The sequence below is a fragment of the Sinorhizobium chiapasense genome (assembly GCF_036488675.1).
GTDB lineage: Bacteria > Pseudomonadota > Alphaproteobacteria > Rhizobiales > Rhizobiaceae > Sinorhizobium > Sinorhizobium chiapasense.
This window is the reverse complement of the sequence record NZ_CP133152.1, coordinates 1,320,642-1,344,003: the sequence shown is the minus strand read 5'-3', so window position 1 is coordinate 1,344,003 and position 23,362 is coordinate 1,320,642. Positions and strand designations below refer to the sequence as shown.

Below are 23,362 nucleotides of genomic sequence, written 5' to 3'. Positions count from 1 at the left end.
ATGCTGCGATACATTCTCTGGCGTATTGCGGCGATGGTCCCGACCCTCCTCATTATCTCGGCCCTGGTGTTTGCCATCATCGAGCTGCCGCCCGGGGACTACTTCGAGAGCTACGTCGCCGAGATCAGAGCGCAGGGTGAAGGCGTCAACATGGAGCAGATTGACGCCCTGCGCAAAGAGTACGGTTTCGATCAGCCGCCGGTGCTGCGCTACATCTATTGGGTGGCCGGTATGCTGCAGGGCGACTTCGGCTATTCGTTCGAATACGAACTGCCGGTGAGCGAGGTCGTCGGAGACCGGCTCTGGCTGACGATCCTCGTTTCCTTTTTTACCATCATCTTTACCTGGATCATCGCCTTCCCGATCGGCATCTATGCCGCCACGAATCAGTATAGCTGGGGCGATTACGGGCTGTCGCTGATAGGCCTCATCGGCATCGCGGTGCCGAACTTCATGCTGGCGCTGATTCTCATGTATTTCGCCAATATCTGGTTCGGCACCTCGATCGGACACCTCATGGACCAGAAATATCTCGCCGAGCCCATGAGTTGGGCGAAGGCGAGGTCGATCCTCGAACATATCTGGATACCGGTCATCATCGTCGGCGCGGCAGGCACGGCCGGCATGATCCGGCGGCTGAGGGCCAACCTGCTTGACGAGCTTCAAAAGCAATATGTCGTCACTGCCAGGGCGAAGGGGCTCTCACCCACACGGACACTGCTCAAATACCCGCTGCGCATGGCGCTCAACTTCTTCATCTCAGATATCGGCTCGATCCTTCCGGCGATCATCTCCGGCGCAGAAATCACGGCAATCGTACTTTCGCTTGAAACGACCGGACCGATGTTGATCAAGGCGCTGCAGAGCCAGGACATGTATCTCGCCGGCTCGTTCCTGATGTTTCTCGCATTTCTCACGGTCATCGGCGTGCTGATATCGGATCTCGCGCTCGCCATTCTCGATCCCAGAATCCGTCTGCAAGGCAGGAGTACGAAGTGACGTCACCTATACCGGCGCCCGGCGAACCCCTGCCGCATTACGTATCAACCGCCCCGTTCGATCCCTATTCCGTCGAGGTGATGACGGAGGAGCAGGTGCGCGTGAACCAGGCGTCGCAACTGCGCCTGATGTGGTGGAAGTTCAAGCGGCACAAGCTGGCGCTCGCCTCCGGTATTTTCCTGGCAGCCCTCTACGTCATGATTCTCTTTTGCGAGTTTCTGGCGCCGTATAACCTGCACACGCGCAATGTCGATTTCATCTTCGCGCCGCCGCAGCGAGTGCATTTTTTCCATGAAGGCGCGTTCGTCGGTCCTTTCGTCTACGGCCGGACGATGACTCTGGACATGGAAACGCTGAAGCGGGACTACGCGGACAATCCTTCGGACATCCAGCCGATCCGATTCTTCTGCCGCGGTGACGGTTATCGTTTCTGGGGACTCTTCGAGAGCAACCTGCATCTGGCCTGCCCTGCCGAGGGCGGTCAGCTCTTCCTCCTGGGCACCGATAGGCTCGGACGCGATGTGTTGTCGCGTATTATCTACGGCGCGCGGATTTCGCTGACGATCGGCCTTCTCGGCATTACAGTTAGCTTCGTGCTCGGCATCGTCATCGGTGGCCTTGCCGGCTACCACGGCGGCGTGTTCGACCTCTTGGTCCAGCGGTTGATCGAGGTGCTCCAGTCGATTCCGAGCATTCCACTGTGGCTGTCGCTTGCCGCGATCATGCCAGCCACATGGAGCCCGATCCTAATCTATCTCGGTATCACCGTGATCCTGGGGCTTCTCGATTGGACCGGGCTTGCGCGGGCCGTTCGCTCGAAGCTGCTTGCCCTTCGCGAGGAGGATTATGTGCTTGCGGCCCAATTGATGGGCGCGAAAAGCAGCCGCATCATCGGGCGCCACCTCGTGCCGGGATTCATGTCCCATCTTATTGCAACGGCGACGATCTCCATTCCCGGCATGATCCTCGGCGAGACTGCGCTGAGCTTCCTGGGGTTGGGATTGCGCCCGCCGATAACGAGCTGGGGCATCCTGCTGACGGAGGCAAAGAGCGTCAGCGTTATTGCTTTCTATCCTTGGCTGCTGTTTCCGACTGTACCAGTCATTCTTGTGATTTTGGCGTTCAACTTCCTGGGAGATGGGTTGCGCGACGCCGCCGATCCCTACAAATAAGGCCGGCACTTCCTTTGACTGCCCGCGGGCGCTGCATCCTGTTGCAGGCCCTTCCAATAATGAGCGAAAGGTTCTTCGCATGGTACGGCGTTTCGAGGATGCCCGGATCCTCATGTACAGCCACGACACTTTCGGGCTCGGTCACCTGCGGCGTTGTCGGACGATCGCACACGCGCTCGTGGAAGACTATAGCGGGTTGCAGGTCCTGATCATCTCCGGCGCAACGATCGCCGGGGCCTTCGATTATCGTGCACGCGTCGACTTCGTGAAGATTCCGAGCGTCATCAAACTCAGAAACGGTGAATACACCTCGCTCGATCGGCATATCGAACTGCACGAGACGCTGAAGATGCGCCAGTCGATCATCCGCTCGACGGCCGAGACGTTCAAGCCGGACATCTTCATTGTCGACAAGGAACCCATGGGCCTGCGTGGCGAGGTCGAGGATACGCTCACCTATCTGAAGACCCATGGGACGAAGTTGGTGCTTGGGCTTCGCGAGATCATGGACGCGCCGCACCTGCTCGAGGTCGAATGGAAGCGTCGCGACACCATGCGCAAGATCGAGCAGTTCTACGATGCGATCTGGGTCTATGGGCCGCCGGACTTTTACGATCCGCTGGTGGGCCTTGAGGTGCCAGCGGCCGTCCACGAACGCATGAACTTCGTCGGTTTCCTGCAACGAAGCGTTCCGCATGACGGACTGCCTGACCACAGGCCGGAAGGCGACTATATCCTCGTCACGACCGGTGGCGGCGGCGACGGCGCCGAACTCATTCATGATGTGATCCACGCCTATCAGCAGGATCCCGAACTGACGCACAATGCCCTCGTGGTGCTTGGGCCCTACATGCCGGCCAAGCAGCGAAACAAGCTGATCAAGAAGGGCGGTCGCATTCCGTTCATCAAGATAATCGAGTTCGACAATCGCATGGAGGAGCTGATCGCCGGCGCGAGAGGGGTCGTCTCGATGGGCGGCTACAACACCTACTGCGAGATTCTCTCGTTCGACAAGCCGGCCCTGATCGTGCCGCGTCTCGAACCGCGGGAGGAGCAGTTGATCCGAGCTCGACGTGCGTCTGAACTTGGTCTCGTCGAGATGCTGCTCCCCCATGAGGCCGAGGATCCGCTGCGGTTCGCGGCCGCGTTGAAGGCTTTGCCGGGGCGTGCGCCTCCCTCGCGCGCGGCCAATGGCCTGAGGCTCGAGGGCCTTGTCCACATCTCCGAGCTTGTTGGCAGCTGGCTCGATCACAGATCGAAAGAGCACCTGAGCATCGTGAAGCAGACGAGCTGACCCAGTGTCGCCAAATCGCAAGATTGCCGTCATCCTGAAAGGCTATCCGCGCCTGTCGGAAACCTTCATTGCGCAGGAACTGCTCGGCCTCGAAAGGGCCGGGCACGAACTCGTTCTCGTCGCACTCCGCCGCCCGACCGATGGCAAGCGTCATCCCGTGCACGACGAAATCCGCGCCGACGTCCACTATTTGCCGGAATATCTGCACGAGGAGCCGTGGCGCGTGCTTCGCGCCGCGCTGCGATTGATGCCGAAGGCCGGCTTCTGGCGCGCGCTTGGCCCATTCCTTGCGGATCTCACGCGTGACCCGTCGCGCAACCGCGTCCGGCGGTTCGGTCAGGCGCTTGTGCTGGTCGCCGAATGGCCGGGGGCGGCGACCTGGCTTCATGCGCATTTCATCCACACACCCGCTTCGGTGACCGGCTATGCCAGCATCATCGCAGGCGTCCCCTGGACCTGCTCTGCGCATGCCAAGGACATCTGGACGTCGTCCAACTGGGAACTTTCCGGAAAACTCGACCGTGCCCGCTGGACCGTTACCTGTACGCGGAGCGGCTTTGAGCATCTGCAAAGCCTGACGCCCGAGAAATCCCGGGTGCATCTGAGCTACCACGGCCTCGATCTCGACCGCTTCCCTGTCTTTGGCGGCGACCACTCCCGCCGCGACGGCTCCGACCCGGCCGATCCGGTGCGTATCGTCAGCGTCGGGCGCGCCGTCGCCAAGAAGGGCTACGACATCCTGCTGAAGGCGCTGTCGCTCCTGCCGGCCGATCTCAACTGGCGCTTCGATCATATCGGCGCAGGCGAACTGGCCGGCGACCTCAACAAGCTTGCCACCCAACTTGGCCTTGCCGAACGGGTCCGCTGGAAGGGTGCGCTCGACCAGACCGACGTGCTGCAGCATTACCGCGACAGCGACATCTTCGCGCTGGCGTGCCGAGTTGCGGCAAACGGTGATCGCGATGGTCTGCCGAATGTTCTGGTGGAAGCGTCGAGCCAGCGGCTGCCTTGCGTTTCGACATCCGTCTCGGGCGTTCCGGAATTGCTGACGGACTATCAGAACGGTCTCCTCGTGCCGCCCGAGGACCCGCGGGCGCTTGCCCTGGCGCTCGAACGGCTGGTGCGCGATCCGGATCTCAGGCGGCGGCTCGGCGATACCGCCGAACGGCGCGTTCGCGCCGAGTTCGACCATCATTCGAGCGTCAGCCAATTGATAGAGCTCTTTCAAAACGAGTGGAGCAAGGCCTCTTGAGCAAGCGTCGCGTCTTCTTTTACGTGCAGCATCTGCTCGGCATCGGGCATCTGGCGCGAGCGAGCCGTATCGCGAAGGCGCTGTCCGCCGACGGGTTCGATGTAACGATGGTAACGGGCGGCGCACCCGTTCCCGGGTTTCCGGGCGAGGGCCTGGCGACGATCGCGCTGCCAACGGTAACGGCCGGCGACAAGGGTTTTTCCGGTCTCAGCGATGCTGACGGCCATCCGGTCACGGACGCTTTCAAGCAGCACCGCAGAAATCTGTTGATCGAAGCGCTGCATGCCTCGAAGCCTGATGTCGTCATCATCGAGGCATTCCCGTTCGGGCGCAGACAGATGCGCTTCGAATTGCTGCCGCTGCTCGATGCCATTGCGGCCATGGAGCCGCGGCCGCTGGTGGCGACTTCGCTGCGCGATATTCTGCAGGAACGGGTCAAACCCGGCCGTGCCGAGGAGACCGTGGATCTGGTCAAGGCGCATTTCGACCTTGTGCTCGTCCACGGCGACCCGGCCTTTGCGCGTCTTGAGGAAACCTTTCCGCTTGCGGGCGAGATCGCTGAAAAGATTGCCTACACGGGGCTCGTCGCACCGCCGCCGCCGGCTGAAGCAAATGAGAAATTCGACATTCTGGTCTCGGCGGGTGGCGGTGCTGTTGGGAAGGACCTGATCAGTACGGCACTTGGGGCCGCAACGATGCTGCCGAAGGCGCTTCGCTGGTGCATCGTTACCGGGCCCAACCTGCCGCAGGACGATTTCGATGCCCTCGCCGCCGCAGCGCCCGACGGGGTCAGCCTCTTCCGTTTTCGTCAGGATTTTGCAAGCCTGCTCGCGGGCGCGCGGCTCTCCGTCTCACAGGCAGGTTACAACACCGTGTGCGACATCCTTCGCGCCGGCTGCGGCTCGTTGCTTATTCCTTTCACGGCGGGCGGCGAAACCGAGCAGAGCACACGCGCAACGCGGCTCGAAAGGCTCGGCCTTGCGGGCGTTCTGCCCGAAGAGGGCATCACGTCCGACCGGCTCGCACGGGACATAGAGGCGATGCTTGTCCGGCCAAAGCCGGAGATTCCGCCGCTCGATCTCGCCGGCGCTGCCAGCACTGCAGCGATCCTCAGGGAGCACTTGCAACAGCGAGAGGTCAAACCGTCCCGATCAGCATGAAGCGATTGTATTTCTTCATCGGCAATGCGCCTGCGAAATCGAGCGTCGCAAGACCGGCTTGCGTCTGGAATTCCTCGAGCGAGGAGACGCAGCTTATGTGCGTCGGTTCACTGAAATAGTCGTTTGACTGCAGCAGGACGCGAGTGCCCGAAGGAATGAGCTCAAGCCAGAGCTTGAGATCGCCGATGTGTTCGCAACTTGTGTTGACGATCAGGTCGGCTCCGATTGCTCGATAGTCGAGAGCATACATATCCGCCGTGATCGCGCGGAAACGGTCACCATGCGCCGAATTGAGCGTGCGTGCGACCTCCTCCACCGCAGGATCGATGTCATAGCTGTCGATGGCGCCGATGTTGAAGCGCGTGTCTTCGAACAGCATCGCGGGCAGAACGCCGTACCAGCCACCAAGCACGGCGATTCGGTCGAAAGTCGACCCGGCGCTTTCGAGCAGCTTGTCGCGTGCCCAGATCTTGCAGCCGACCTGCTTGTAGTTGAACGCGTTGGCGATGTCCGCATCCCGGTGCCTGGCGATCACCCTGCCGATGCCCGCCACAACGGCGCTGCCGGAATAGGCGGCAATCCCGCGGACGAGATCATAGGCGTTCTCGTGCCAATCTTCGGGAGGAGTATGGGTGGCATGCATCATGAGGCTGTTGTAAGCTGGCAGGTAGGCGAGTGCAAGCCATGCGCGAGTATGCCTCAAGCCGAGGATGCTCGCCACGTCTGCAAGGAACCGCCTAGAGCGCCGGGCGTTCAAATGAACGCCCAAAGGACGCTCTAGAACTTTGAATCCAGAGTATCTCTTCTGCTTTCAGTGATTCCACTTGAACGCAGAATGCTCTAGCCTTGCTGAAGGGGCGATCTGTTCGAGGATGTTATTCGTGGTTCGTGTCCGCTTGACATGGGGCAGGGCTCTGCTCTCATGCCGGGCAGTCACGATTTCGTGGATCAAGCGCAAGTCCATTGACGATTTGATGGACTGGAACCATTTGCGACGGGACTCCGCCGGCCCGATCGGCGATCCTGTATTTTAAGTTAGGTTACGTTGCCAGCACATGGAAACACGTCTTTCCCGCTACATCTGGACTCACACGAGCAAGCAGCAGCTTTGGATCCTGCTTGTCGTCGCGCTGTCGATGATCCCCTATTTTCTGTCCTTTGATCTCCCCAAGCAGATCGTCAACGGACCGATTCAGGGCGAGGGTTTCGAGGGTCCCGAGGCGACCCAGGCCTTCCTGCCGATTTCCTTCAACCTGCCCGGTTTCGGTGAGGTCAATCTGTTTTCGGGCTTTCAACTTGAGCGAGAGGGAATGCTGCTTGCCCTCAGCCTTGTCTTCCTGCTGCTCGTTATCATCAACGGACTCTTCAAGTTCTACATCAATACCTACAAGGGCCGGCTCGGCGAGCGCCTCCTGCGGCGCATCCGCTTCGAGCTTGTCGACCGCGTGCTGCGTTTCCCGCCGAGCCACTTCAAGCGCGTGAAGCCTGCCGAAATCTCGACCATGATCAAGGACGAGGTCGAGCCACTTGGCGGGTTCACCGGCGATGCCTTCGTGCAACCGGCGCTTCTCGGCGGCCAGGCCTTGACGGCGCTGATCTTCATTCTGCTCCAGAGCCTGTGGCTCGGTCTCATTGCCGCTTTCATCGTCGCGATACAGGCGGTGATCATTCCACGTATGCGTCGCCGCCTGATCGTGCTTGGGCGCGAACGTCAGCTGACGGCGCGCGAATTGTCGGGACGGGTCAGCGAGATCGTGGACGGTATCGGCACCATTCGCGGGCACGACACCTCCAACTATGAAAGAGCCGACATCGCGGCCCGCCTCGGCCGCATATTCAAGATCCGCTACGACCTCTATCAGTGGAAGTTCCTGGTCAAGTTCCTGAACAACTTCCTGGCGCAGGTCACCCCATTCCTGTTCTACGCGATCGGCGGCTACTTCGCGCTTCAGGGCCGGCTCGATATCGGCCAGCTCGTTGCGGTGATCGGTGCCTACAAGGACCTGCCGGGACCGCTGAAAGAACTCATCGATTGGGATCAGGCGCGCCAGGACGTGCAGGTCAAGTACGCCCAGGTCGTCGAGCAGTTCAGCGTCGAGCCGCTGATCGATCCCACTGTCCAGGCGATCTCCGTAACCTCAGTGGCGCCGATCACGGCGGCGCTTGCAGCCGTCAATCTTTCCGTGTCCGATGACGGCGGCTCGAAGGTCGTGGAACACGTGTCGCTGCAGGTGCGGCCGGGCGAGGCCATCGCGATCACGGGCGGTTCTACCGGTGGCGGCGAGGCACTCGCCGAGGCCTTCGGGCGTCTGACCTGGCCCGAAAGCGGCAGGATCGTCGTCGGCGACGACGATATCCACGACCTGCCGGAATCGGTCGTCGGGCGGCGTATCTCCTACGCCTCGTCGGAGGTCTACACCTTCCAGGGCAGCCTGGGCGACAATCTGCTTTACGGCCTCAAGCACGCGCCGCTCACAGAGGTGGTTTACGAGGGCGACAAGGCTGCCCATCGTCGATGGGAATTGTTGGAAGCAAAGCTTGCCGGCAATCCCTCACTCGACCTCAACAGTGACTGGATCGATTATGGAGCCGCGGGTGCGACCGGCCCGGATGATCTCTTCGCAAAAGTCAGAGAGGTGCTCGACACGGTGCTTCTCACAAACGACATCATGGCGCTTGCCGTCCGTTCGACCATCAATCCCGCGCAGCACGAAGCTTTTGCGGGTGAAATCGTGGACATGCGCGGTGCCCTTCGCAGGCGCCTCGAGGCCGAGAAACTCAGTGATCTGGTCGTGTTCTTTGAGCCTGGCTCCTACAATGTCGAGGCGACGGTCGGCGAAAACTTGCTCTTCGGGACGGTGACAAATCAGGCGCGGTGGGAAAAGGCACTTGAAAGCCACCCGTTCTTCAAGACGGTCTTGAAAAGGGCCGGCCTGCACGAGACGTTCTACGAGATGGGGTTGGAAATCGCCGGCAACGTCGTCGAACTGTTCCGCGACCTGCCTCCCGACCACCCGTTCTTCCAGCAACTCACCTTCATGACGGCGGAAGAGATCCCGGTCTATGAAGCGCTTCTCCAGAAGGTGAGGGGACGAGCAATCGACGACGTTTCCGAGGATGATGCCATCAAGATCATCCGGCTGTGCTTCGGCTATATCGAGCCACGCCATCGTTTCGGCCTGCTGTCCGACGAATTGATGTCTCAGGTCGTCGAAGCTCGGCGGGAGTTCAGCGAAGGTCTGCCCGAGGATCTCGTCGGTATCATCGAGCACTATCAGCCGAACCGTTACATAGCATCGGCCAGCATCATCGATAATGTGCTTTTCGGCCGTATCGGCCACAGGCACACCGACGGCTCCGAGAGGATCCGCGCGATCGTGCGCGACCTCTTCGAATCGCTCGGACTCTACAACAACGTGCTTGCCTTCGGACTTGACTTCGACGTCGGCGTCGGCGGCAAGCGGCTGACGGCGGCCCAGCGGCAGAAGCTCAATCTTTCGCGGGCATTGATCCGCATGTCGGATTTCTACGTCTTCAATCAACCGCTGCTCGCCCTCGACCAGCGGGCGCAGGAGCAGATCACCCGCAACGTCTTTGCCTTCTTGAGACAGGACGATCGCAAACCGGCAATCGTCTGGGTTCTCGCCAATCCGGCTCTCTCCGAGCTGTTCGACCGCCAGGCGTACTTCGAAAACGGCCATCTCGTGAGCGACGAAGCTGTGGAAACGACTGCGAAAGACAGCGACTACAAGGAACTGGCATCTTGATGTAATATTAATGTGAGGGCGCAAGCATATTTTCCCGTTCGCACGGGGAGGGAGGTGCTTATGCTCGCGACACACTCGGAGAAACGGACTGTCATGCTCCTAAAAGACGAAGTGGAAATGCTGCGCCGGATCACACTGTTTTCCGGCTTGCCGCCAGCCAAGCTCAAACTTCTGGCATTCACCTCCGACAGGGTAATGTACAGCGCGGGAGAAAGTCTGTTTCATCAGGGCGATATCGGCGATGCGGCCTATGTGATCCTCTCCGGCAGAGCCGATGTCTTGGTTACGACGCCAACCGGACAATTGAAGGTCGCCGAGGTGGAACAAAATTCGATCGTCGGCGAGATCGCCATTCTCTGCAACACGCCGCGCACAGCCACCGTCAAGACCAGCACGGCTCTCGAGGCTCTGCGCATTCGCAAGGAAGATTTCCTGAAATTGCTGGCGGACTTCCCGGAGATGGCGGTGGAAATCATGCGCGTGCTCGCCGACCGCCTCAGCCAGACAACCTCCGAACTCACCGAAGCGCGCAGCCGTGCCCAGCGGGCAGAGGCGTAAGCGCCATTCCGCCGTTATATCTTGCGCCCGGAGCGGTGTTGCTCTGACTCCTTTCTACCCGCGTTCCCAGCGGGAGCCGCTTCACACATCGCCCCGAAATGCATTAAAGAGGCGCGATGCGCGCGATAACCTATTTTCAGAAGACCGTTTATTTCCCCGACAAGCCGGAGAAGGCGCGCTTCTTTGCCCGGCTGCAAGGCGGGCAATGGGAGCCCGGCACCTTCCGCAACATCGAGCGACTCGTCGACGCGACGACCACCTTCATCGATATCGGCGGCTGGATCGGCGTGACGCCCTACTGGGCGGCGCAGATCGCGGACAATGTCATTACCGTTGAACCTGATCCGGTGTGCTTCGAAATCCTTACCGAGATGCAGCGCGAGAATACGGGCGAAGTGAAGCTCGTCAACGCGGCGCTCTCACAGGATGAATGCCTGGTGCTGCACTCGGTCGGCGGCGGCTTTGGCAGTTCGGAAACCTCTGCCCTGATTGCCGACGACACCGGCCTGGCGGTCACGGCGCAAACGGTGACCATCGCGGACCTTCAGCAGATGGCAAGAACGGAGCGACTCTGCTTCAAGATCGACATCGAAGGCTACGAATACAAGGCGCTCGACCAGTTTCGGGCGATCGACCGCAAGAGAACAGCAGGCGTCTTGATCGCGGTGCATCCGCAGATCCTCGCCGCCTCGCTCTCCGGTCCGCCCTTTGTCCGCGCGCTTCGAACGATCGCAGCCACGGCGCGCCTTATCTGGAGCTTCCGCGGCTTCAGGCTCGAAAATCCCTCCGCCATCTGGACGGCGATCCGCAAATCGGTGGCTCGGCGCGAGTTCAGGGGCTTCGATCTGCTTTTCGTCGCGAAATGATCCTCATCGCCTCATTGCAGCGACGCGCAGACGCGCAAAGGTCGCTGCTGCGCTTTGCGTTGCTGCACCTTCTTGTCCCTAAATCCGCAACCATTTAAGGACACACGCAGTAGGCAGCAGCCGAAGATCATCGTGACTTGGCCCGAACGGGTGACCTGGCCCGCACGGGATCGACGCCGCCTCGGCCGAAGCGGGCGGGTTCCGGGGCCTTGTCGGCGCTCGCGTCCGCTTCGGCAAGGTCGTCAAGGATGGGGCAGTCCGGCCGCTCGTCGCCGTGGCAATGGGCGGCAAGGTGCTTGAGCGTCCGGCTCATCGCCTTCAGTTCCTCGGCTTTGCGTTCCAGGATTGCCACTTGATCGAGGGCGATCTTCTTGACCTCGCTGCTGGCGCGCGAGCGGTCGCGCCAGAGTGCCAGGAGATCCACCATCTGCTCGACCGTAAAGCCAAGATCACGGGCACGGCGGATGAAGCGCAGCGTATGAACGTCGTTGTCGCCATAGTTGCGGTAACCGGATTCGCCGCGGTTGGCCGGGGGGATAAGACCGATCGTCTCGTAGTAGCGGATCATTTTCGTCGAGACGCCGGAGGCGCGCGCGACATCGCTGATATTCATGACATTAACCTCTTCTGACGGCAGCGTATGTGACTGATATAGGAATCTTGCTTACGAGGCGCCAATGGCGCCCCGCGCTATTGAACAGCGGCAGCCTCGCGCGAAGGGCTCCTGAAACGCTTGAGACGCAGTGCATTGCCGACCACGAAGACGCTGGAAAGCGCCATGGCGCCGGCAGCAAAGATGGGCGAAAGCAGCACGCCATAGGCCGGATAAAGCACGCCGGCGGCGACAGGGATCAGCACAACGTTATAGGCGAAGGCCCAGAACAGGTTCTCCTTGATGTTGCGGATCGTTGCCTTCGAAAGCGCGATGGCATTTGGCACGCCGAGGAGATCGCCGGACATCAGCACGACGTCGGCGCTCTCGATGGCGACATCCGTTCCCGTGCCGATCGCCAGCCCGACATCGGCGGCCGCGAGTGCCGGCGCATCGTTGATGCCGTCGCCGACGAAGGCGACATTGGGCCCCTCCGCCTTCAGCCGCATCAGAGCAGCGACCTTTCCGTCCGGTAGAACCTCGGCGACGACCTCGTCGATACCGAGCTTACGGGCGATCGCCTCTGCCGTGCGACGGTTGTCGCCGGTGACCATCGCGATTTTGAGGCCCAGCGCGTGCAACATGCGGATCGCCTGCGGCGTCGTCTCCTTGATCGGATCGGCGACGGCGATGACCGCCGCGAGCTTGCCGTCGATCGCCGCATAAAGCGGACTCTTGCCTTCGTCACCGAGGCGACGAGCATGATCGGCGAAGACGGTGACGTCGATCCCCTCGCGCGCCATCAGCCTGTCGGCCCCGACATGAACCCTGTGGCCGGAAACATTGGCGCGGGTGCCGAAACCAGGGATCGCCTCGAATTGCTCTGCTTCGCCGATCGTCAAACCCGCATTCCTTGCCGCGGAAACGATGGCTTCCGCGATCGGATGCTCGGAGCGTGCTTCGACGCTGGCAACCAGGGCAAGGACTGTATTGCTGTCGAAGCCCTGAGCGGTTGAGAGATCGGTCAGTTCCGGCCGGCCCCGCGTCAGAGTACCGGTCTTGTCGATCGCGATGATTTCGGCGTTGCGCAGCGTCTGCAAGGCTTCCCCCTTGCGGAAGAGCACGCCCATTTCGGCGGCACGGCCGGTTCCGACCATGATGGAGGTCGGCGTTGCGAGCCCCATCGCGCAAGGGCAGGCGATGATCAGGACGGCGACGCCATTAACGAGCGCGAAGGTCAGCGCCGGATCCGGGCCGAAGACGAGCCACACGAGGAACGTTGCAAGGGCGATTGCCATGACCGCGGGCACGAACCAGGCGGTGACACGGTCGACCAGCGACTGGATCGGCAGCTTCGCGCCCTGGGCCTGTTCGACCATGCGGATGATCTGTGCGAGCACTGTATCCGCCCCGACCTTCGTGGCGCGGAAGCTGAAGGCGCCGGTCTTGTTGATCGTACCGCCGACGACTTCGGCGCCGTCTGCTTTCTGAACAGGGACCGGCTCGCCGGTGATCATCGATTCATCGACATAGGAGTTGCCCTCGAAGACCACGCCATCGACGGCGATCTTTTCGCCGGGGCGCACGACAAGGATGTCGCCCGCACGCACATCGGCGATGGCAATCTCCACCGTTTCGCCATTGCGGACGACGCGGGCGGTCTTCGGCTGCAGCCCCATGAGGTGCCTGATGGCTTCCGACGTACGACCTTTGGCGCGCGCTTCGAGGAACCGACCAAGCAGGATCAGCGTGACGATCACGGCCGCCGCCTCGTAATAGACATTGGCGGTGTCCGCCGGCAGCAGGCCGGGCGCGAAGGTTGCAACCACGGAGTAACCCCAGGCCGCAAACGCGCCGATCGCGACCAGCGCGTTCATGTCCGGCGCTGCTCTCAACAGCGCCGGAACGCCTTTCTGAAAAAAGCGAAGACCCGGCCCGAAAAGAGCGAGCGAGGCGAGCACGAACTGCAGATACCAGCTTTCCTGCATGCCGATGCGGATCATGACGAAATCGTGGATCGCCGGAACGAAATGCGATCCCATCTCCAAGACGAAAATGGGAAGCGTCAGAAGAGCGGCGGTCGTGAGAGCCAGCTTCAGGCGACGGTTTTCCCGTTCGCGTTTTACCGTTTCTTGGTCAACGTCCTGCTTGTCGGCCATGCGTCTGGCGTCGTAGCCGGCGCCCCGCACCGCTTCGACCAGCATGTCCACGGAGGCAAGACCTTTGACCACGCGAACGGTGGCCTTCTCGGTCGCAAGATTGACGCTCGCTTCCACGGCTCCCGGCACGGTTTTGAGCGCCTTCTCGATGCGGGCGACACAGGATGCGCAAGTCATGCCGTCAATGGCGAGTTCGATTCGCTCTTCTGAGGCGCCATAACCGGTATTCTCGATCGCCTTGACGATATCGGCGGGGTTCGCTGCTGCATCGAAGCGGATATCGGCTCGCTCCGTCGCCAGGTTGACGGAAGCGGACATGACGCCAGGCACCGCGCGTATGGCTTTCTCCACTCTCGCGACGCAGGAGGCACAGGTCATGCCCTCCACCCCGATGCTGGCCGTTCGAGCGGCCCTGGCAATCGGTTCGGCATTTCTCATTTGGGCTATCGTCGCGGATCCCATGATCGCGCTCCTTGCAATGCGTCTGCGAACTAGATCATTTCATTGAAACGGTGAGGGGCGATCGCCCGTATAGTCGAGCGACCGGCGCCGAACCCTCTACAGCGGCAGGCTGTCGTAACCGGCTGCCTTCAAGGCCTGAACGACGACGCCGCTGTCTGCGGTCGTTTCGACACGTACTTCCTTCGTGCCGAGATTCGCTTCGACCTCGGCCGCCGGGTCGATGGCCCGGATCGCTTTTTCGATCGTGCCGACACAGTGGCCACAGCTCATATCGTCAATCTTGTAGCGTTGCATGCTTGTCTCCTTGGCTTCGTGATGGGATGAACATGGAGCTTCCCATCGTTGGAAGGTCAAGGGTCGCAGCGCAAGAATTTTTCAAGGCTGTTCGATCGGTGACGGCCGAGTTGGCGGGCCATTTCATGGATCGGCACTTTGCATTCGACAAAGTGGTAGAGACGGCGTCGATCAGCCAGGTTCAGCTGCGAATAGCGTCGAGACATTCCAAAATCTCCAAAGGGAAGCCATTGAAATCATTGGCATGTCGCACTTGGAAATAGAATGTACCAGCTCGTCGTTGAAGATCGCATAATGTATCGTTGGGAACTCGGAAGCGTGCCGCATTTTCGGGCCGTCTGAACGATACGCCTGCGGTTTGGATCGTTGCTCAAGGGTGTGCGCCCCGGATCAATCCTGGCGAATATGGCGCGCGATCGTCTCCTTGAGGGCTGCCGCATCGCCGGCGGCGACAGCGTCGATCATGACATGATGCTCCCTGGACGATTGCTCGATGCGCGCCCGCGTTTTCCATTGCGCCACTGGGGCCGAGGAGGTGCGCTGACGGATTTCCGTCACAAGGTTGACGAGCTCCTGATTGCCGCAGAGCGCCAGCAGGCGATGGTGAAAGGCGAGATTGGCCTCGTAAAGTTCGATCGGCGTTCCTTCGAGGATCATCCGGTCGAAGCGCGATGCCAGGTCGCGTAGCGACTCGACGTCCGCGGCAGACGCATTTGCCACGATCTTATCCGCAATGCCGGTCTCCAGCAGGATGCGAATTTCGGCGACCTCGGCCGCCTGCCGTCCATCCGGCTCAAACACGTGGTAGCCGCGGTTCGGCACGTGCTCGACGAGGCGTCGTTGGGCGAGCCGGTCGAGGGCGCGGCGCACTTCAGGACGGGTACACTGATAACGCCGCTCAAGGTCGATCTGCTTCAACCACGCGCCAGCGGCGAGCACGCCTGTCTGGATGTCGTGCACAATCAGGTCCGTGACATCGACCGCCGTAGCATCGCCCTCTCCCCGCGGTTTCACCTTGTTCATGTGGCCTCCTTCAAATCTCGATCATACTGCCATTGCCCGTGGTCGCTCTCCAAGATGCGGCGGCGTGGAAAATGGAAGGCAGCCGTGTGGATAAACCGATTCATACCTCTCCGACGCCCTCTGTCATAAAATTCGCTTGATCTCACTTGCGCATTTCAAAATGTTATCATAAATTGGCGCCAATTTTGGATATCATTGTTTGGGAAGTCAGTAAACGATGAAAAATTCGGACGCCGTCTGGGACCTCGTCGACAGGAAGCGTGAAGCGTTCTTCTCCCTGAGCGATCGGGTGTGGGACATGCCGGAAACCAATTACGAGGAGTACAGGTCGTCGGCCGAGCACGCCGCGATGCTGGAGGCGCAAGGCTTCCGCGTCGCACGCGGCATTGCCGGCATGCCGACGGCGCTGATGGGCGAGGCGGGAGAGGGCGGTCCGGTCATCGCCATCCTCGGTGAGTTCGATGCGCTGCCGGGCTTGAGCCAGCAGGCGGGTGTGGCGCAGGAGCGGCCGCTCGTTGTCGGCGGCAATGGCCATGGCTGCGGCCACAATCTGCTTGGCGCCGGTTCGTTGATGGCGGCAACCGCCGTCAAGGACTTTCTCGAAGCCAACGGTATCAAGGGCCGGATCCGCTACTACGGCTGCCCGGCCGAGGAAGGCGGTTCCTCCAAGGGCTTCATGGTCCGTGCCGGCGTCTTCAACGATGTCGACATCGCCATGTCCTGGCACCCGGCCCCGTTTGCCGGTGTCAACAATCCGATCTCGCTCGCCTGCAACGAGATCAACTTCCAATTCAGTGGTCGCGCCTCGCACGCTTCCGCTGCGCCGCATCTCGGCCGCAGCGCGCTCGACGCGGTGGAACTGATGAATGTCGGTGTGAACTACCTGCGTGAGCATATGCCCTCGACCGCCCGCATCCACTATGCGGTGACCGACACAGGCGGGCATGCGCCGAACGTGGTACAGGCGCGCGCGACGGTGCGCTATCTGATCCGGGCGCGCAGCCTGCCGGAACTGCTCGATCTTTTGGGGCGGGTCAAGAATGTGGCCGAAGGCGCGGCGCTGATGACGGGAACGACCGTGCGCAGCGAAATCGTCAGCGGCGACGCCAATCTTATCGGCAACACGCCGCTGGAGGCGCTGATGCATTCGCATCTCGAGCGGCTGGGCCCGCCCGTCTTCGACGACGCCGACCGGGAGACTGCCGCGAAGTTCCAGGAGACCTTCAGCGCCGACGATATCGCCGCCTCCTTCGAACGCTTCGGCCTCAAACTGCGGAGGGGGGTCCCGCTCTGCGACACGATCTTCCCGCCGGAAAGCGGCAATGGCACGCTTGTCGGCTCGACCGATGTCGGCACAGTGAGCTGGGTCGTGCCGACCGTGCAGATGCGCGGCGCGACCTACGCGATCGGGACGCCCGGGCACTCCTGGCAACTCGTGGCCCAGGGCAAACTGCCCGCCGCCCACAAGGGCATGGAGCACGCGGCCAAGGTCATGGCCAGCACGGCGCTGGACCTCGTCACCAACCCCGACCTCATTACCGCCGCCAAGGCCGATCATGCCGCGCGGCTCGATGGCACGCCCTTCGTCAACCCGATCCCGGACGATGTCGATCCGCCGCTACCGGAGAAGCGCAATGGCTAGCTTCACGCTCGACCCGGATCGCGATCGTCTGGCCGCCCATATTGCGGAGTTCGGTCGACGCATCAAGCTTTCGGGAACGCCGGAGGAGCTGGAAAGCTTCCGTTATCTCGAGCGCGAGATGGCGTCCTACGGCTACCACACCGAGCTTCTGTTGCACGACGCCTATATCAGCCTTCCGGGTCGTGCGCGTGTCGAGGCCAACGGCGAGAGCCTGCGTTGCATAACCCATTCCATGTCGGTCTCGACCTCTGGTGAAGACATCAGCGCGCCGCTCGTTTATGTCGGCGCGGGCGACGAGGCGACATTCGCAAAAGCCGACGTCAAGGGCAAGATCGTGCTTGTCGACGGGATCGCCACCGAGGAAGTGACTGCCCTCGCAAGCGCGCACGGTGCTGCCGGCCAGCTTCACGTCAGCCCGAACGAACATCTCTACGAAATGTGCGTCTCGCCGGTATGGGGCAGTCCCTCGCAGTACACGCGCGCGATGCTTCCGACCACTGTCATCTGCACGATCGCGCGCGACGATGGCGCAAAACTGCGCGCACAATGCCTGGCGGGAGAGGATGTGCGGGTCTCGCTCTCGGCCGAGGTTGACACCGGCTGGCGCAAGACGCCGATCCTTGTTGCCGAACTGCCCGCGGGCGAGGAAACGGGCGACGACGCGCCCTTCGTGTTGTTTTCCGGCCATCATGATACCTGGCACTACGGCGTGATGGATAATGGCGGCGCCAACGCCACCATGCTCGAGGCAGCGCGGCTGCTGGCAGAACGGCGCGGCATGTGGAAGCGGGGTCTGAGGCTCTGCTTCTGGTCGGGCCACTCGCATGGTCGCTATTCGGGATCGGCCTGGTATGCGGACGAATATTGGGACGAGCTCGAGCGGCGCTGCGTCGCGCATGTGAACGTCGATTCCACGGGCGGCGAGGGCGCGAGCGTGCTCACCAATTCGGCCGTGATTGACGAGCTGAAATCTGTCGCTGCGGAAGCGGTCGAGGCCGTTAGCGGTCAGCGCCATGCCGGCCGCCGTCACGGCCGTGCCGCAGACCAGTCGTTCTGGGGCATCGGCATACCGTCGATGTTCGGCAGCCTCAGCCATCAGCCACCCGGACCGGTCAAGATGCTGACGGCGCTCGGCTGGTGGTGGCATACGCCGCACGATACGGCGGAACACATCGACCTCGACAATCTTGAGCGCGACACGACGATCGTGCTTCGCGTGCTCTGGCGTTTGCTGACGGCCTCCGTTCTGCCGCTCGACTACGCCGCCTTTGCCGCCTCGATGCGCGAAGAACTGCGCGGCCTTCAAGAGCGGCTGGGCGAGCGGATGGATGTAGCGAGCCTGCTCGCGCGTCTCGATGCGCTCGAAGCGGCGGCGCAGGCGGTAAACCGGATGGCGAGCCATGCCGAGGGCGATGCGGCGCGGGGGATCAATCGCGCCCTGATGCGTGCCTCGCGCTTGCTCGTGCCGCTCAACTACACGAGCGGAAACCGCTTCGCCCACGACAGCGCGCTGCCGCATCCGGCCTGGCCGTCGCTCGAGGGACTGCGCGAGCTTGCGAGGCTGCCGCACGGCTCGCCCGATCTGCCATTCTACGCGGTACACGCAAGGCAAAGCCGGAATCTCGTCGCTCACGCATTGCACGAAGCACACGCAGCACTCGCAGCCGTCATGGAGACGCACTGACGGCGCCCTGATCAACAGCAAAACCGGCCACGAAAAGGCCGGCAAAAACGAAGGGAACAGTAAATGAAACGCAGCAGACTTATTGCAGCCGTTCTCGCGGCTGGTCTTTCGTTCAGTGCAACTGCCGTTTTGGCAAAGGACTGGACCCTCGTCAGAGTCGGCATCGAAGGCGCCTTCCCGCCGTGGAACGCGCTTGACTCCAAGGGTGAGCTCACCGGCTTCGACGTCGATCTCATCAGAGATCTCTGCACGCGCGCCAAGGTGGAATGCGAGCTTATGACGGGCGAATGGACGAGCCTCATTCCCAGCCTCAATGCGGGCAAGTTCGATCTGATCATGACGCTCGGGATCAACGAAAAGCGCAAGCAGGTCGTCGACTTCACCGTCCCCTATGCGAGCGGTGTCGCAACGTTCCTGATCGCCAAGGGCGGCCCCGTGCCCGAACTGCCGATGACCGGCGAAAGGCTCAATCTCAACGACAAGGAAAAGGCCGATCCAGTCATGAAGACGATCGGCGAGGCGCTCGACGGCAAGGCGATCGGCGTGGTGCAGGCTACGAGCCAGGAGCAACTGATCCGAGCTTACTTCGGAGATACAGTCACGGTGCGCACCTACAAGACCTCTGGCGAGCGCGACCTTGACCTGAAAGCCGGCCGGATCGACGCAGGCTTCGATAGCGGCGTCTACGGAACCTCGATCCTCGCCAAGCCGGGCAACGAGGATCTCGCCATGACCGGGCCGCTCGTCAAGGGAGCGATGCTGGCGACCGAGGTCGCGATGGGCATGCGCAAGAGCGAGACGGACCTAAAGGAGAAGTTCGATGCCGCCATCAAGTCGGCCGCGGCCGACGGGGTCATTCGATCGCTTTCCGAGAAATGGAGCAAGCTCGACCTGACACCCTCCTTCTAACAGACACGAGGCAGGCGGGCGTTCCTAAAAAGCCCGCCGGCCCCGCAAAGCGGATAGCAAGTCATGAACAGCCAGGTATTCACCGGGCCTTTTGGCAGAGGAACATCCTCCCCATGAACAGCCCCGGTTTCTTCGACATCGTCAGCTTCGGGCCTGACGGCTGGGGCCATGCGCTCGCCGCCGGCGCGTGGATGACGATCCTCATTGCGGTCGCAGGCTTTGCGATCGGCAGCGTCATCGGCACCTTCGGCGCCTGGGCGAAGATATCCGGCGGCCCGGTCCCCCGGATGATTGCCGAGGCTTATACGACCATCCTGCGCGGCATTCCCGACCTGCTCGTCATCTATCTCTTTTATTTCGGTGGCAGCGCGGTCGTCACCGCCGTCGGGCAGTTCTTCGGGGCTGAGGGCTTCGTCAGCTTCCCGGGCTTTATCGCCGGCGCGCTTGCCGTTGGCGTGACCTCGGGCGCGCAGCAGACCGAAGTATTCCGCGGCGCGTTTCGCGCGGTTCATCCGGGCGAGCTCGAGGCGGCGACGGCCTGCGGCATGGGGCGGGTGCTCAAATTTCGCCGCATCACGGCGCCGCTGACATTGCGTCATGCGCTGCCGGGGCTCGGCAATGTCTGGCAGGTGGTGTTGAAGGAATCCGCGCTCGTTTCGGTCACCGGTGTGGTCGAGCTGTTGCGCCAGGCGCAGATCGGCGCCGGATCAACCAGCCTGCCGTTCGACTTCTACTTCGTCGCCGCGATGATCTATCTCGCGATCTCAACCGTTTCGGGCGCCTTCCTCAATCCCTCGGAACGCTGGTTCTCGCGCGGCGTCAGGAGGGGCTGATGGATATCGCCTTTGCTTCCGAAACACTGATCAGCCTCTTGTCCGCTCTGCCGCTGACGCTCGAGCTGGCGATAACGGCAATCGCACTCGGTTCGGTTCTGGCTCTTGGCCTGGCGCTTTCGCGCCTTTCGGGCATCCTCGTGCTGGACTGGTTTGCACGCGCCTATGTCTTCGTCTTCCGCGGGACTCCGCTGCTCGTTCAAATCTTCCTGATCTATTACGGCCTCAGCCAGTTTCCTGCCGTGCGGCACAGCATCCTCTGGCCAGTGCTGCGCGAGCCCTACTGGTGCGCGGTGCTGGCGCTGATGCTGAACACAGCCGCCTATGCCAGCGAGATCATTCGCGGCGGCCTCCTGTCGGTGCCACACGGCCAAGTCGAGGCAGCGCGCGCCTGCGGCATGCCCCGCTTCATGATCTTCCGTCGCATCGTCATGCCGCTCGCTATCCGCCAGGCGCTGCCCGGCTACGGCAACGAGATGATCTCGATGGTCAAGGCGACGTCGCTTGCCTCGATCATTACGCTGATGGAGATCACCGGCGTCGCCGCCCGGATCATTTCGGAAACCTACCGGGTGATCGAGGTCTTCGTCGTCGCCGGCGCGATCTATCTCGCCATCAATTTCCTGCTCACCCGGCTCATCGCCGTCGTCGAATATCAGTTGAGCCCGCATCAGCGCCAGCCGCTGCCCGTAACCGGCAGGCTGAAGGGAGAAATGCATTGAACATGTCCGCCAAAGTCACGTCCGTCGCCATCAGCGTTAAGGATCTCTACAAGAGCTTCGGGCCGGTCGAGGTACTGAAGGGGATATCGATCGACGCCCATGAGGGCGAGGTCATCTCCATTCTCGGTTCTTCGGGCTCCGGAAAATCGACGCTGCTGCGCTGCATCAACATGCTTGAAGTTCCAGACTCCGGCACGATTGCGGTAGCCGGCGAGACCATCCGCCTCAAGACTCTCAGTGGCGGCAAGAGCCGGCCGGCTGACCAGAAGCAGGTCGACCGCATCCGCTCCGAGCTCGGCATGGTGTTCCAGAGCTTCAATCTCTGGTCCCACAAGACGGTGCTGGAGAATGTCATCGAAGCGCCCGTCCACGTGCTGAAGCGGCCACGCAAGGAAGCGGTCGAGGAGGCGGAGGCGCTGCTTGCCAAGGTCGGCATCGCCGACAAGCGCAATCACTATCCGGCCCATCTTTCCGGTGGCCAGCAGCAGCGCGCCGCGATCGCCCGTGCACTCGCCATGCGTCCGAAGGCGATGCTCTTCGACGAGCCGACCTCGGCGCTCGACCCGGAACTCGTCGGCGAGGTGCTGCGCGTCATGCGCGGGCTCGCGGAAGAGGGCAGGACAATGCTCGTCGTCACTCACGAGATGGGTTTTGCCCGGGACGTGTCGAGCCGCGTCGTCTTCCTGCACAAGGGTACGATCGAGGAGGAAGGCGCGCCGCACGAGGTCTTCACCAATTCGAAATCCGAACGTTTCCGGCAGTTCATCAGCAACTGAGGCCCCCGCCAACGGGGGACGCACCGCGAAAGCCCACCCAACCACCACAGCAAAAGGGGAATAGCAGAATGAAGAAATCAACCGCGATCATGGCGGCAGCGGTCGCCGTCGCCGCCGGCCTCCTGGCGGCGACCGCGCAGGCGGAAGGCAAGAAGTGGACGAAGATCACGATCGCCACCGAGGGCGCCTTTCCGCCCTACAATCTGACGAAGCCAGATGGAACGCTGGACGGCTACGAGATCGAGCTCAGCAAACATCTCTGCGAGCACATGAAGATCGAATGCACCATCATTCCGCAAGCCTTCGACGGCATGATCCCGGCGCTGAACGCCGGCAAGTTCGACGCGATCATGGCGGGCATGTCGGCGACCGAGAAGCGCAAGGAAGTCATCGACTTCTCGATGTCCTACGGCAGCACCGGCCAGGCCTTCGCGACGCTCAAGGGCAGCGACCTCGAAACGCTGCCGATGAAGGGCGAGCTCTTCTCGCTGGCTTCCAACGAAGCGGGCGCACGCAAGGCGGCCGAGGAACTGAAGCCGCTGATCGAGGGCAAGACGATCGGGGTGCAGAGCGCTTCGATCGCGGCCCGCTTTATCGATGAGTATCTGAAAGATGTGGTCGAAGTGCGCGAGTACAAGACGACCGAGCAACATGACCTCGACCTCGTCGCCGGCCGCGTCGATTTCGTCATGGCCTCGATGGGGTATCTCAAGACCGCCGTCGAAAAGCCGGCGAATGCCGACATGACGATCGTCGGCCCACGCTTTCAGGGCGGTTTCCTCGGCGCCGGCAGCTCCGTCGGGCTGCGCAAGAGCGACACCGAGCTCAAGGCCATGTTCGACGATGCGATCGCCGCCGCCAAGGCGGACGGCACCATCAAGCGCCTCTCGGAAAAGTGGTTCGGCTTCGACCTGACGCCGCGATAAGGCTGCAACGCCATTCCTGAAACCTGAGAAATGCCGCGCATTCCTTTGGAATGCGCGGCATGTTCGCGTCGCACCGTGAGGAGGCGGGTCGTAGGTTCGGATCTCTTCAAGGCGTCCGTCCGGAGTTGGCCCGAGCTCTGCTTTGGCGGCGAGCGTCCAATCGTGTCCGGACTGGCATGAATCGCCTGCAGGACGGGCGAATGGACGGATCGGCCGCCGGGTCGATCCAGCTTTTGATTGCTCTTGGCCCTGTCGAGCAACAGCCTGAGCGC

20 protein-coding genes and 1 pseudogene are annotated in these 23,362 nt (G+C 61.8%); 15 read left to right on the top strand and 6 right to left on the bottom strand.

Features of this window, described 5'->3' with window-relative positions:
• The 5 genes from RB548_RS30835 (at position 1) to RB548_RS30815 (ending at position 5,877) form a co-directional block, all read left to right on the top strand.
• A complete protein-coding gene (locus RB548_RS30835; protein ID WP_331376168.1) occupies positions 1-999 on the top strand; it encodes an ABC transporter permease in 999 nt (332 codons plus the stop codon).
• The gene (locus tag RB548_RS30830) at positions 996-2,171 is read left to right on the top strand and encodes an ABC transporter permease (RefSeq protein ID WP_331376167.1); all 1,176 of its coding nucleotides are present in this window, start codon (positions 996-998) and stop codon (positions 2,169-2,171) included. Before RB548_RS30835 ends, RB548_RS30830 begins: the two co-directional genes overlap by 4 nt.
• Positions 2,172-2,250: 79 nt before the next feature.
• Positions 2,251-3,465 carry a glycosyltransferase family protein gene (locus tag RB548_RS30825; protein ID WP_331376166.1) on the top strand — a complete coding sequence of 405 codons (1,215 nt, stop codon included), beginning with the start codon at positions 2,251-2,253 and terminating at the stop codon, positions 3,463-3,465.
• A gap of 4 nt (positions 3,466-3,469) precedes the next feature.
• A complete protein-coding gene (locus RB548_RS30820; RefSeq protein WP_331376165.1) occupies positions 3,470-4,717 on the top strand; it encodes a glycosyltransferase family 4 protein in 1,248 nt (415 codons plus the stop codon).
• Positions 4,714-5,877, top strand: a complete 1,164-nt coding sequence (locus tag RB548_RS30815) for a glycosyltransferase family protein (RefSeq protein ID WP_331376164.1) — start codon at positions 4,714-4,716, stop codon at positions 5,875-5,877. The genes RB548_RS30820 and RB548_RS30815 overlap by 4 nt, the downstream gene beginning before the upstream one ends.
• Here RB548_RS30815 and RB548_RS30810 read toward each other — a convergent pair.
• Positions 5,855-6,523 (bottom strand): class I SAM-dependent methyltransferase, encoded by a 669-nt coding sequence (locus tag RB548_RS30810; protein ID WP_331377169.1) that lies wholly within the window; start codon positions 6,521-6,523, stop codon positions 5,855-5,857. The two genes, RB548_RS30815 and RB548_RS30810, sit on opposite strands and share 23 nt — an antisense overlap.
• Before the next feature lie 409 nt (positions 6,524-6,932).
• Here RB548_RS30810 and RB548_RS30805 point away from each other — a divergent pair, with 409 nt between their 5' ends.
• From RB548_RS30805 to RB548_RS30795, 3 genes are all read left to right on the top strand, one after another.
• Entirely contained in the window at positions 6,933-9,644 is a 2,712-nt protein-coding gene (locus RB548_RS30805; RefSeq protein ID WP_331376163.1) for an ABC transporter transmembrane domain-containing protein, read from the top strand.
• 93 nt (positions 9,645-9,737) lie between these two features.
• Positions 9,738-10,202, top strand: a complete 465-nt coding sequence (locus tag RB548_RS30800; protein ID WP_331376162.1) for a cyclic nucleotide-binding domain-containing protein — start codon at positions 9,738-9,740, stop codon at positions 10,200-10,202.
• Positions 10,203-10,318: 116 nt separating this feature from the next.
• Positions 10,319-11,068 carry an FkbM family methyltransferase gene (locus RB548_RS30795; protein WP_331376161.1) on the top strand — a complete coding sequence of 250 codons (750 nt, stop codon included), beginning with the start codon at positions 10,319-10,321 and terminating at the stop codon, positions 11,066-11,068.
• A 127-nt stretch (positions 11,069-11,195) separates the two neighbouring features.
• Here RB548_RS30795 and cueR read toward each other — a convergent pair whose 3' ends face one another.
• From cueR to RB548_RS30770, 5 genes and pseudogenes are all read right to left on the bottom strand, one after another.
• On the bottom strand, positions 11,196-11,681 hold the full coding sequence (gene cueR / locus RB548_RS30790) for a Cu(I)-responsive transcriptional regulator (RefSeq protein WP_331376160.1): 486 nt from the start codon (positions 11,679-11,681) through the stop codon (positions 11,196-11,198).
• 77 nt (positions 11,682-11,758) lie between these two features.
• Positions 11,759-14,257: a heavy metal translocating P-type ATPase gene (locus RB548_RS30785; RefSeq protein WP_331376159.1), complete on the bottom strand. Its 2,499-nt coding sequence runs from the start codon at positions 14,255-14,257 to the stop codon at positions 11,759-11,761.
• Between the two features lie 120 nt (positions 14,258-14,377).
• Positions 14,378-14,575, bottom strand: a complete 198-nt coding sequence (locus tag RB548_RS30780; RefSeq protein WP_331376158.1) for a heavy-metal-associated domain-containing protein — start codon at positions 14,573-14,575, stop codon at positions 14,378-14,380.
• Between the two features lie 68 nt (positions 14,576-14,643).
• Positions 14,644-14,781 (bottom strand): annotated as a pseudogene (locus RB548_RS30775) (IS30 family transposase); the annotation flags it as partial.
• Between the two features lie 184 nt (positions 14,782-14,965).
• The gene (locus tag RB548_RS30770; protein ID WP_331376157.1) at positions 14,966-15,598 is read right to left on the bottom strand and encodes a GntR family transcriptional regulator; all 633 of its coding nucleotides are present in this window, start codon (positions 15,596-15,598) and stop codon (positions 14,966-14,968) included.
• Positions 15,599-15,815: 217 nt separating this feature from the next.
• Here RB548_RS30770 and RB548_RS30765 point away from each other — a divergent pair, with 217 nt between their 5' ends.
• From RB548_RS30765 to RB548_RS30735, 7 genes are all read left to right on the top strand, one after another.
• Positions 15,816-17,240: a M20 family metallopeptidase gene (locus RB548_RS30765; protein WP_331376156.1), complete on the top strand. Its 1,425-nt coding sequence runs from the start codon at positions 15,816-15,818 to the stop codon at positions 17,238-17,240.
• Entirely contained in the window at positions 17,233-18,924 is a 1,692-nt protein-coding gene (locus RB548_RS30760) for a M28 family peptidase (protein ID WP_331376155.1), read from the top strand. Before RB548_RS30765 ends, RB548_RS30760 begins: the two co-directional genes overlap by 8 nt.
• A 63-nt stretch (positions 18,925-18,987) precedes the next feature.
• Positions 18,988-19,833, top strand: a complete 846-nt coding sequence (locus tag RB548_RS30755) for a transporter substrate-binding domain-containing protein (protein ID WP_331376154.1) — start codon at positions 18,988-18,990, stop codon at positions 19,831-19,833.
• Positions 19,834-19,946: 113 nt separating this feature from the next.
• Entirely contained in the window at positions 19,947-20,666 is a 720-nt protein-coding gene (locus tag RB548_RS30750) for an ABC transporter permease (protein ID WP_331376153.1), read from the top strand.
• A complete protein-coding gene (locus RB548_RS30745) occupies positions 20,666-21,388 on the top strand; it encodes an ABC transporter permease (protein ID WP_331376152.1) in 723 nt (240 codons plus the stop codon). Before RB548_RS30750 ends, RB548_RS30745 begins: the two co-directional genes overlap by 1 nt.
• Positions 21,389-21,390: 2 nt before the next feature.
• Positions 21,391-22,164, top strand: coding sequence for an ABC transporter ATP-binding protein (locus tag RB548_RS30740; RefSeq protein WP_331376151.1), 774 nt, complete (start codon positions 21,391-21,393; stop codon positions 22,162-22,164).
• Between the two features lie 68 nt (positions 22,165-22,232).
• Complete coding sequence (locus RB548_RS30735) at positions 22,233-23,090, top strand: transporter substrate-binding domain-containing protein (protein ID WP_331376150.1); 858 nt, start codon at positions 22,233-22,235, stop codon at positions 23,088-23,090.
• Positions 23,091-23,362: the final 272 nt, after the last annotated feature.

What these genes read in the sequence shown, in the direction of transcription:
- cueR (WP_331376160.1), bottom strand. Translation starts at nt 11,681, where the DNA reads ATGAATATCAGCGATGTCGCGCGCGCCTCCGGCGTCTCGACGAAAATG.
- RB548_RS30805 (WP_331376163.1), top strand. Translation starts at nt 6,933, where the DNA reads ATGGAAACACGTCTTTCCCGCTACATCTGGACTCACACGAGCAAGCAG.
- RB548_RS30735 (WP_331376150.1), top strand. Translation starts at nt 22,233, where the DNA reads ATGAAGAAATCAACCGCGATCATGGCGGCAGCGGTCGCCGTCGCCGCC.
- RB548_RS30785 (WP_331376159.1), bottom strand. Translation starts at nt 14,257, where the DNA reads ATGAGAAATGCCGAACCGATTGCCAGGGCCGCTCGAACGGCCAGCATC.
- RB548_RS30795 (WP_331376161.1), top strand. Translation starts at nt 10,319, where the DNA reads ATGCGCGCGATAACCTATTTTCAGAAGACCGTTTATTTCCCCGACAAG.
- RB548_RS30780 (WP_331376158.1), bottom strand. Translation starts at nt 14,575, where the DNA reads ATGCAACGCTACAAGATTGACGATATGAGCTGTGGCCACTGTGTCGGC.
- RB548_RS30810 (WP_331377169.1), bottom strand. Translation starts at nt 6,523, where the DNA reads ATGATGCATGCCACCCATACTCCTCCCGAAGATTGGCACGAGAACGCC.
- RB548_RS30760 (WP_331376155.1), top strand. Translation starts at nt 17,233, where the DNA reads ATGGCTAGCTTCACGCTCGACCCGGATCGCGATCGTCTGGCCGCCCAT.
- RB548_RS30750 (WP_331376153.1), top strand. Translation starts at nt 19,947, where the DNA reads ATGAACAGCCCCGGTTTCTTCGACATCGTCAGCTTCGGGCCTGACGGC.
- RB548_RS30825 (WP_331376166.1), top strand. Translation starts at nt 2,251, where the DNA reads ATGGTACGGCGTTTCGAGGATGCCCGGATCCTCATGTACAGCCACGAC.
- RB548_RS30745 (WP_331376152.1), top strand. Translation starts at nt 20,666, where the DNA reads ATGGATATCGCCTTTGCTTCCGAAACACTGATCAGCCTCTTGTCCGCT.
- RB548_RS30770 (WP_331376157.1), bottom strand. Translation starts at nt 15,598, where the DNA reads ATGAACAAGGTGAAACCGCGGGGAGAGGGCGATGCTACGGCGGTCGAT.
- RB548_RS30765 (WP_331376156.1), top strand. Translation starts at nt 15,816, where the DNA reads ATGAAAAATTCGGACGCCGTCTGGGACCTCGTCGACAGGAAGCGTGAA.
- RB548_RS30835 (WP_331376168.1), top strand. Translation starts at nt 1, where the DNA reads ATGCTGCGATACATTCTCTGGCGTATTGCGGCGATGGTCCCGACCCTC.
- RB548_RS30740 (WP_331376151.1), top strand. Translation starts at nt 21,391, where the DNA reads ATGTCCGCCAAAGTCACGTCCGTCGCCATCAGCGTTAAGGATCTCTAC.
- RB548_RS30755 (WP_331376154.1), top strand. Translation starts at nt 18,988, where the DNA reads ATGAAACGCAGCAGACTTATTGCAGCCGTTCTCGCGGCTGGTCTTTCG.
- RB548_RS30800 (WP_331376162.1), top strand. Translation starts at nt 9,738, where the DNA reads ATGCTCCTAAAAGACGAAGTGGAAATGCTGCGCCGGATCACACTGTTT.